Origin of the sequence: Lentilactobacillus parafarraginis DSM 18390 = JCM 14109 (assembly GCF_001435895.1) — a bacterium.
In the GTDB taxonomy this organism is placed as follows: Bacteria; Bacillota; Bacilli; order Lactobacillales; family Lactobacillaceae; genus Lentilactobacillus; species Lentilactobacillus parafarraginis.
Window position 1 is genome coordinate 19,614 of sequence record NZ_AZFZ01000041.1, and the last position, 8,343, is coordinate 27,956.

Sequence of the window (8,343 nt, forward strand, 5' to 3'; positions counted from 1 at the left end):
TAACAATCGTGAAGGGGGCAATCCCCCAGCTGAAGTTATTCCTCAACCCGATTCTTCAAACTTGTATGATTTAATAAAATGTTCAAAATAACGGCCGTGAAACTTCCGACCACCATCCCGTTACTCATAATAACTTGAACGGTTGCGGGAAGGTATTGGAACAGCGCCGGCTGGGTGGTAACCCCGAGGCCAAACCCAATGGAAACGGCAATGATTAACAGGTTTTTGTTGTTCAAATCAACCTTAGCTAACATCTTGATCCCTTGGGCACCAACCATGCCAAACATGACCAGCATTGCGCCACCCAAAACGGAAGCCGGAATCAACGTTGCAATCGCCCCAAACTTGGGAATCAAACCAAGAATCATTAAGAAGAATGCTGAATAATAAATCGGCGCAAGTTTCTTAATCCCGGAAAGCTGCACGATCCCAACGTTCTGCGAGAAAGTGGAATATGGGAAGGTATTGAAAACCCCGCCCAAAATTGCGGCAATCCCTTCGGAACGGTAGCCATGTTCAAGATCCCGGTCTTCCAGCTTCCGGCCGGTAATTTCACTTAATGCAAAGTAAACCCCGGTAGATTCGATCATACAGGTCAATGCGGCCAAAATCAGGGTCGCAATCGACGACCATTCGAATTTAGGCGCTGAAAAATAGAAGAACTGGGGCAACTGAGCCCACTGCGCCTGACCAACGGATTCGAACCCAACCGTCCCCATCGCAACGGCGGTCAGGGTGCCAACCAGAATCCCAATTAAAATCGCAATTTGTTTAATGAAGCCCTTCGCCCAGATATTCAGGACGACAATGATCAGGGCGGTGAAGAAGCCAAGGAATAGATGAGTTGGGTTACCAAAGGCCTTAGCGGTCGCGTCGCCGCCGCCTAAATTTTGAAAGGCAACCGGCATCAATGTAAACCCAATTAAAGTAATCAGGGAACCCGTCACAACTGGTGGAAAAAACCGGCGCAGGTGGGCAAATGGTTTCGCGGCGATAATGATAAACAGCCCCGCAACAATAATTCCCCCATACATGTAACCTAATCCAAAGTTCTTTCCGATTGACTGCAGTGGTGCCACGTACTCGACGGCACAGCCAAGCACAACCGGCAGCCCAATCCCGGTAATTGGGGTCCGCCGAATTTGAAGCAGCGTTGCCACGCCACACATGAAGATATCCATTGATACCAGATAGGTCATTTGCATGGCGTTAAAGTGGAGTGCCCCACCAATTAACAACGGAACCAAAATATCGCCGGAATACATGGCCAGCAGATGTTGGAATCCTAAAATTGCGTTGCGAATCGGTGTTTTCTTATCCGAAACAGAAACATTATTCATGATGTTCTCCCTTTTCATTCGTGTTTAAAGTGATAAGATCATATTAACATGAAAAATGCGTAATCACAACGAGAATTCCGAATGATAACGGTACCAGTCGTGAATTTGCGACCCACTCTAATCTTGAATTGGTGGCAGCTTTTTAATTATCCGGGCGGGAACGCCGCCAACCATCACATTATCAGGAACGTCTGCGGTCACAACCGCCCCGCCGGCAATCACAACGTTACTGCCAATCGTTACGCCAGGCATAATGGATGCCTTTCCGCCGATCCAGACGTCATCGCCGATCGTTACTGGAAAGCCCTGGGCCATGTACTTTCGCCGGGCAACCGCATCAACCGGGTGGTTTACCGTGTAGATATCAACGTTGGGGCCAATCATCACGTGACTGCCAATGGTAACTGGCGCAATATCTAGAATCGTCAAGTTATAATTGCTCAAGAAATCTTCGCCAACCGAAATATTTTGGCCATTATCACAATTAAAGGTCGCCTGAACCGAAACCCGTTGGCCAGTATTGCCAAAAATTTGCTTGATCTTGGCGGTCAGCTTCTCAGGTTCAGTTGCTGGGATGCTGTTGAATTCCTGACATAGTTTGGCAGCCCGCGCCTTTCGAGCAGCCACCTGATCGTCCAAAAAGTAGTATGGTTCACCAGCATCCAATTTTTCTAATTCTGTCATATTTATCTATTTCCTCCTCGATAATCAAGTCTCGGTACCCATATTAACGAATTCCGGCGCCAGACACAAAAAAACGCCGCCCCCATTGCGGGAACCACGTCATTTCATCAGATGAATCATTTAATTGACTTGTTTAGTACCAGCCGTATGCGCGCCAATGTTTCTTTGCGTTAACCCAACTACCATAACGGGCTTTAACGTAACGATCAGCGGTTTTTTCCTGGTTGGCTTTTGAGTAATCACCATGTAAATATGATGAGCTCAATTGGTAACGACCAACGTAACGGCCGTTACGGGCGGTATATGATCCGCGGGATTCGTGAAAAGCAATCCACTTCTTTGCGGCAAGATTAGCTTTTGATAAGTTTGACTTGTAAGTTTTAGTAACTGAGGTCGTTTGGGCGTTTGCGGTTTCTTCGGTTGTGGCTGCTTGAAAGGCACCGAATAGTGTCAGTGTCGTCATGATTGCGATGATTGCTTTTTTTAAACTCATAATATAAATATTTCCCCTCCGTAATTAATCAACGACTAAGAATATACACTGTCGCATTTACACGGAGGTGTCGATAAAATTACAAGCGTGTTAAAACAATTGAGCGTTTAGTAATATTCACAACTGAATCCCATAGCCTCTAAGCGGATTGGCGCTCGCTTTGTAATAGTAACATGGCTTTTTTATCAAAAAATCCATGAAAAATGTTCGATTGGCGCCGATTTGTGGGATTGTGTTGCCCTTTGTCATTTTAATCAACACCGACTTTGGCTTTTTTCTAGGAGTGGCTTATGATAATAATTGTGAAGACAGCGCTGAAAGGATGAGTGAAATGGACCCACATTTCAATAAAATTACCAAAGCGGGATACCAAAAAATTCAAAAAGAAATTGACCAGCTTGAGAACAGCCGGCCAACCAAAATCAAAATACTGTCAGACGCCCGCGCGCTCGGTGATCTATCGGAGAATGCCGAGTATAGCGCGGCCAAACGAGACCTGCGCCATTTGGAAAGCCGGCTGCGCTTCTTGAGAAAGGAACTCCAGTACGCGAAGATCTACACCCCCTCCGACAACGATCGGGTGGAAGTCGGCAAGTACGTGACGTTTGAATTTTTGGATGACCACGCCACCGAGACCTATCAAATTGTCGGCACCCCTGAAGTCGATATTGATCACGGTAAAATTTCGATTGCGTCCCCAATTGGCGCGGCGTTATTAAACCACCGCACCGGAGACACGGTCAAAGTCGTAGCACCAAATTTAACCTATCAAGTCAAGATTACGGCTGTCAAAATTGATCAATAAAGTCAGAATTAACGAGATTCTCACTGAAGAGCAGGTCGTTAATCCTGGTTTTTGGTTGAGTTCCGCGCAAATCGATAATAGAGGTAGCAGCCCAGAATTACCGCAACGGCGACAATAATGACGACTAACCACTGATCAATGATCGCTAAAATGGTGTTCCAAGCCCCGCCGGCAAAGTGGCCGACCAAAATTAAAACCGTGTTCCAGATTAGCGTCCCCAAGATGGTCAAGCCACTGAATTTGGCAAACGGATAAGCCGTCATCCCAGCTGGAATGGACACTAAACTACGAACAACCGGAATACACCGGCCAATCAAAATCGCCCAGCCACCGCGCCGATTGAAATAGGCTGCTGCTTTGTCAACATCGGCCGGTTTTAACCTAAGCAGCTTCCCAACCCGGCCAGCAAGAAGCCTTTCAATCTGACGAACATTGAGCAGCCGGCCGACACCATAAAGAACAACGGCCCCGACGAAGGCCCCCGCGGTCGCCGCCAAAACGGATCCCCAGATTGTCAGCTTGCTGGTGAGCGTCAGATAACCGGTAAATACCAGAACCAGTTCTGAGGGAATTGGCGGAAATATATTTTCAAATGCAATTAAAAACGCAATCGCGAAGTAGCCGTATTGATTGATGAGTTCAGTAATGGTTGTTTCGGTCAATTAATTGCCTCATTTCGTATGTTAAGTATGAGCATTATATCATAGTTCGTTTCGCTTCATTGGCTACTGAGAAATCTTTATGAATGATTAAACCAAACATTGATTCGGCTTTTTTCGATGTTCGCTTTCGCACCCACCCCCAATTGGCATATAATTAGAGGTACCAACAAAGGAGGATTCAATCAATATGAAGACTGTTAAAATTGGTGACACGAATTTCGAAGCTTCCGCCGTTGCCCTGGGCATTATGCGCATGGCAGGCATGGAAACCGCAGACGCCGCAAAAAGTCTGCAGGCTGCTTACGATGCCGGAATCAACTATATCGATTCCGCTGACATCTATGGCGAAGGCGGTTCTGAAACAAAATTTAAAGAAGCCATGAAAGCTTCCGGCATTTCCCGTGACAAACTCTACATTCAATCCAAGGGCGGCATTATCCTGGACCCTAAACGAAGCCATGATGGCTTGGTATTCGGTGCGCGGTATGACTTCTCCAAGGAACACATCATTGAAGCCGTTGACGGCATTTTACAACGGCTGGGAATTGACTATCTGGACTCGTTCTTACTCCACCGTCCCGATCCGTTGATGGAGGCCGATGACATTGCTGACGCGTTTGACACATTACAGCGTGAAGGCAAGGTTCGCCACTTCGGTGTTTCCAACTTCAACCCGCAACAGGTTGAAATGGTTCAATCATGGATCAGTCAACGGCTGCTCATTAACCAGTTGCAATTTAACGTTGTTCATTCCGGGATGATTCGTTCCGGCATGCACGTTAACATGATCGACGATGCCAGTTTGGATCACGATGGCGGCATTCTGGAATATTCACGTCGTAAGCACATGACCATTCAAGCTTGGTCACCGTTTAATTACGGCCTGTTTGCCGGCATGTATATCAATGATCCGAAGTATCAAAAGCTCAACGATAAATTAGCTGAATTGGGCAAGAAATACAACGTTTCGAAGAACGCCATTGCAACGGCATGGATTCTTCGGCACCCCGCTCACGTTCAAGTCCTTCTGGGAACCATGAACCCTGAACATATTAAGGATAGTGCAGCCGGTGCCGACGTTACCCTGACCAAGCAGGAGTGGTACGATCTCTACTTCGCTGCTGGCAACGATTTACCTTAAAATTTAACGATCATCATCGAACAAGCTCAGCGGTAATGAACCGATTGCCGCTGAGTTTTTATTGTCATCAAAGAAAGGAACTGTCATGACTAAACGCAGGCGCAAGCAGCGACATTCGCATTCATTTTTAAGCGTTATCGTGAGCATCATTGTTCTCGCGGGCGCGTGGTATTTCACTGGCGGCACCCCAAGCAGCCTAAACGACCTTGTTCAACAGGCGACCAACATGGTCACGCCCAAAACCACCAACGACACAACCACCGGTGATCTGGCAAAGTTAACCTATCAATCCGGCAAGCCAGCCTTTATCTATGTTAATCACAACAAGGCCAAATTAAATCCCCAGAAGTGGCAAACCAACCACGTGGTTTACTCGGTCCTCGATCATTTCAACCGAACCAGTACTGGCAATCTCGCCTACTTAGAATCGCGCAACCTCGCGTCGGATAGCAACCGGGTCCGTCAATACGTTGAACCAACCGGCTGGCACCAAAAATTTGTTGACGGCCAGCCGATTATTAACCGTGGTCACCTGATTGCCTACTCAATCTCCAAGGGAATCAATCAGAACGGGCAGTATAACCCTGCAGACACATCCGGTGACCAGAACAATCCGAAAAATTTGTTTACCCAGACCGCCTTTTCCAATCAGCGGATTCAAACCATTTTCGAGCAGAAAATTCGGGATGCGTTGAGGGACGGCAAACGGGTGATTTTCTTTGCCAAACCTGAGTTTCGCGATCACGAGTTAATGGCACGCGGCATTCATCTTGAAGCTATCAGTACCGACAAATCATTGAACTTTAACGTTTACTTATATAACGTCCAGCCCAACGTCTCCTTTGATTACGCTACCGGCCGTTCAACGATCGATCGAAATATGCACGTCCCCGATCCCTAATTTTCAGTCATTCGACCTGACTGCTGGTCAACAAACTGTTTAAGAGACCGGAACATCCCCGCATGCTGCCCGTTAAAGAAAGTCGGCGGATTCGTTAAATCAAAGTAGCTTAGACTGACGGTCTCGTTCGTTTTTTTGGTCAGCAAATGGCCACTCACATAACGCACCAAGTAGAAGCAATTAATTGGCTGCAGCTGATCCCCATTGGGATATTCATACTGGAAGTCATCCGAAATCTGCAGGAGCTTAACCGGTTCAACAAGCAAGCCGGCATCCTCTTTAAATTCCCGTACGGCGGCCTTTGCATAGGTTTCACCATATTCTAGATAGCCCCCGGGAAATCCCCAGTTACCCGTATCAGTCCGTTCTTGAAGGAGGACCTGATTCTGATCATTGAGCAGGGCTCCCGAGGCCGAATTTAAAATAATCGGCTGATGGCCGACCATCTTTCGAATCCGTTTGATATATGGTTCCATTCAATCGCGACCTTTCTATATATTTGCCACAAAAAATGGGTGTTTGCCAACGCAAATCCCCATTTTTAATAATCGTTACTATTTCATTCCATTAAGCTCTTTGCGCGCCATCAACAACGAAATCCGCCCCGTTAGCAAACTTCGATTCGTCATTGCCGAGGTAAACGCAAATTTCACCAATGTCTTTTGGCTCCCCCATATGCCCAGCAGGAATGGTTTGAATCAATTGATCCTTGTACGCTTCAGGCACAATGTCGGTTTCGATCCATCCTGGATGAACCGCATTAACGCGAATATCCACTTTTTCGGCAGCCAGTGCCAATGCGGTCGCATGCGTCAATAGACGGGTGCCACCCTTGCTGGCAGAATAGGCCGGGCTCAGCGGCAACCCAATCAAGCCGGCAACTGAAGAAATGTTGATAATTGCCCCTTTGGCATTGCTGTACTTCTTCATGGCATTAATCGCATATTTTTCACCTAGGAAGTTCCCGGTTAAATTAATGTCAATCACTTGCTGCCAATCTTCCAGGCTTAAGTCTTCCAATGGGCCGTTAACGCCGCCAACCCCGGCATTATTGACGAGAATATCCACCTTGCCAAATTTAGCAATTGTTTGATCAATCACCTTTTGCCAATCAGCTTCCTTTGACACATCCTGCTGAACAAAGAGTGATTGATCATCGCCGAACCGTTCAACCGCTTTTTTGCCGCCTTCAACGTTGTGGTTCGCCGTCAAAACAACCTTTGCGCCTTCACGCACATAACACTCGGCAACGCCCAAGCCAATCCCGGCAACGCCACCGGTGATAATTGCAACTTTATCCTTCAATCGATCCATTATAACCGCCTCTTCACTGAGTTATTTTTACTTCCAAGCTCATCATACCGATCGGCAGTTGAAAGCGCAATCATTTGAACCATTTTTCACAAGCAGGCCACTAATATTATTCCCCAACGGCCAACTCAATCATGATAGAATACAGTTAATTCACTGGACTCATTTACAAAGGAGACTATCAGAAAATGGCATCACTCACCCAGAAAATGCATCAGCAGGCTGCCGAACTCTGGCAGGAAAGTTTCGATCATCCGTTTATCAAAGAACTTGCGGCCGGTTCCCTGCCAACCGCCACGTTCCGGTACTATTTAAAGCAGGATCGCTACTACCTCGCCAACTTTGGCGATCTTCACAAGCAAATTGCTGACAACCTGTCAAATCCTGACATCAAGCAATTTCTCTACGAGGGCGCTCAGGGGCTTCACGATGACGAAGCCAACATTCGTAAAGAATTCTTTGACGAGTTAGCCATTACCCCGGCTGAAATCGCCCAAACGCCGATTGCACCCAATGCTTACAATTACGTTGCCCATATGTATCATGAACTCAACGAAGGCTCACCGGCTCGGGCCGCCGCCGCACTTCTGCCCTGCTATTGGTTATATAACGAAATTGGCAAGAAGTTGATTAAGAAGGGCTCGCCAGTCAAAATCTATCAGCAGTTCATCAACACTTACGATAGTGACGGCTTCACGGACGCCACTTCGCAAATGATTCAAATTGTCGATCAATTAGGCAGCGAGGCTGACCAATCAGAACAGGCCAAGATGACGACCGCGTTTGTCCGCAGCAGCTATTACGAATTACATTTCTGGGCAATGGCGTATAAACACCAGCAGTGGGCCTAACCGCTAATTGTTGGCTGACATTTCTCATCAAAATTTTCGGTCACCATTATAGACAAATCAATCCTCAGGCGAGATAATATTACCAGAGGGGAATACCCCTGCTTTGAGTTGAACCGCATTCGCTTTGGTAATGTCCAAAGTTCCATGAAAAAGTA

Annotated in this window: 10 protein-coding genes; 4 read left to right on the forward strand and 6 right to left on the reverse strand. The window is 46.9% G+C overall.

The features are described 5' to 3' along the window. Positions 1-35: 35 nt before the first annotated feature. The 3 genes from FD47_RS09710 to FD47_RS09720 all read right to left on the reverse strand — a co-directional run bounded on the left by FD47_RS09710 (position 36) and on the right by FD47_RS09720 (position 2,517). A complete protein-coding gene (locus tag FD47_RS09710) occupies positions 36-1,340 on the reverse strand; it encodes a nucleobase:cation symporter-2 family protein (protein ID WP_171034986.1) in 1,305 nt (434 codons plus the stop codon). A gap of 117 nt (positions 1,341-1,457) precedes the next feature. Continuing rightward, positions 1,458-2,024, reverse strand: coding sequence for a sugar O-acetyltransferase (locus tag FD47_RS09715; protein ID WP_054735351.1), 567 nt, complete (start codon positions 2,022-2,024; stop codon positions 1,458-1,460). A 133-nt stretch (positions 2,025-2,157) separates the two neighbouring features. Beyond that, on the reverse strand, positions 2,158-2,517 hold the full coding sequence (locus FD47_RS09720; RefSeq protein ID WP_008211567.1) for an aggregation-promoting factor C-terminal-like domain-containing protein: 360 nt from the start codon (positions 2,515-2,517) through the stop codon (positions 2,158-2,160). 331 nt (positions 2,518-2,848) lie between these two features. Here FD47_RS09720 and greA point away from each other — a divergent pair, with 331 nt between their 5' ends. Further along, the gene (greA, locus tag FD47_RS09725) at positions 2,849-3,322 is read left to right on the forward strand and encodes a transcription elongation factor GreA (protein ID WP_040537625.1); all 474 of its coding nucleotides are present in this window, start codon (positions 2,849-2,851) and stop codon (positions 3,320-3,322) included. Positions 3,323-3,360: 38 nt separating this feature from the next. Here the strand turns inward: greA and FD47_RS09730 are convergent, their stop codons facing one another. Beyond that, a complete protein-coding gene (locus FD47_RS09730) occupies positions 3,361-3,984 on the reverse strand; it encodes a DedA family protein (protein ID WP_054735348.1) in 624 nt (207 codons plus the stop codon). A gap of 187 nt (positions 3,985-4,171) precedes the next feature. Between FD47_RS09730 and FD47_RS09735 the strand changes: the two genes are divergently transcribed. Further along, positions 4,172-5,125, forward strand: a complete 954-nt coding sequence (locus FD47_RS09735) for an aldo/keto reductase (protein WP_056980593.1) — start codon at positions 4,172-4,174, stop codon at positions 5,123-5,125. An 85-nt stretch (positions 5,126-5,210) separates the two neighbouring features. Beyond that, positions 5,211-6,026: a DNA/RNA non-specific endonuclease gene (locus FD47_RS09740; protein WP_056980594.1), complete on the forward strand. Its 816-nt coding sequence runs from the start codon at positions 5,211-5,213 to the stop codon at positions 6,024-6,026. Here FD47_RS09740 and FD47_RS09745 read toward each other — a convergent pair. After that, the gene (locus FD47_RS09745) at positions 6,023-6,502 is read right to left on the reverse strand and encodes an NUDIX hydrolase (protein ID WP_054735345.1); all 480 of its coding nucleotides are present in this window, start codon (positions 6,500-6,502) and stop codon (positions 6,023-6,025) included. The genes FD47_RS09740 and FD47_RS09745 overlap by 4 nt on opposite strands. A 91-nt stretch (positions 6,503-6,593) precedes the next feature. Beyond that, positions 6,594-7,343 (reverse strand): glucose 1-dehydrogenase, encoded by a 750-nt coding sequence (locus tag FD47_RS09750; RefSeq protein ID WP_056980595.1) that lies wholly within the window; start codon positions 7,341-7,343, stop codon positions 6,594-6,596. A 182-nt stretch (positions 7,344-7,525) separates the two neighbouring features. On the opposite strand from FD47_RS09750, the gene tenA reads away from it, so the two are divergent. Next, positions 7,526-8,188, forward strand: a complete 663-nt coding sequence (tenA, locus tag FD47_RS09755; protein WP_056980596.1) for a thiaminase II — start codon at positions 7,526-7,528, stop codon at positions 8,186-8,188. The last annotated feature ends 155 nt before the right edge of the window (positions 8,189-8,343 follow it).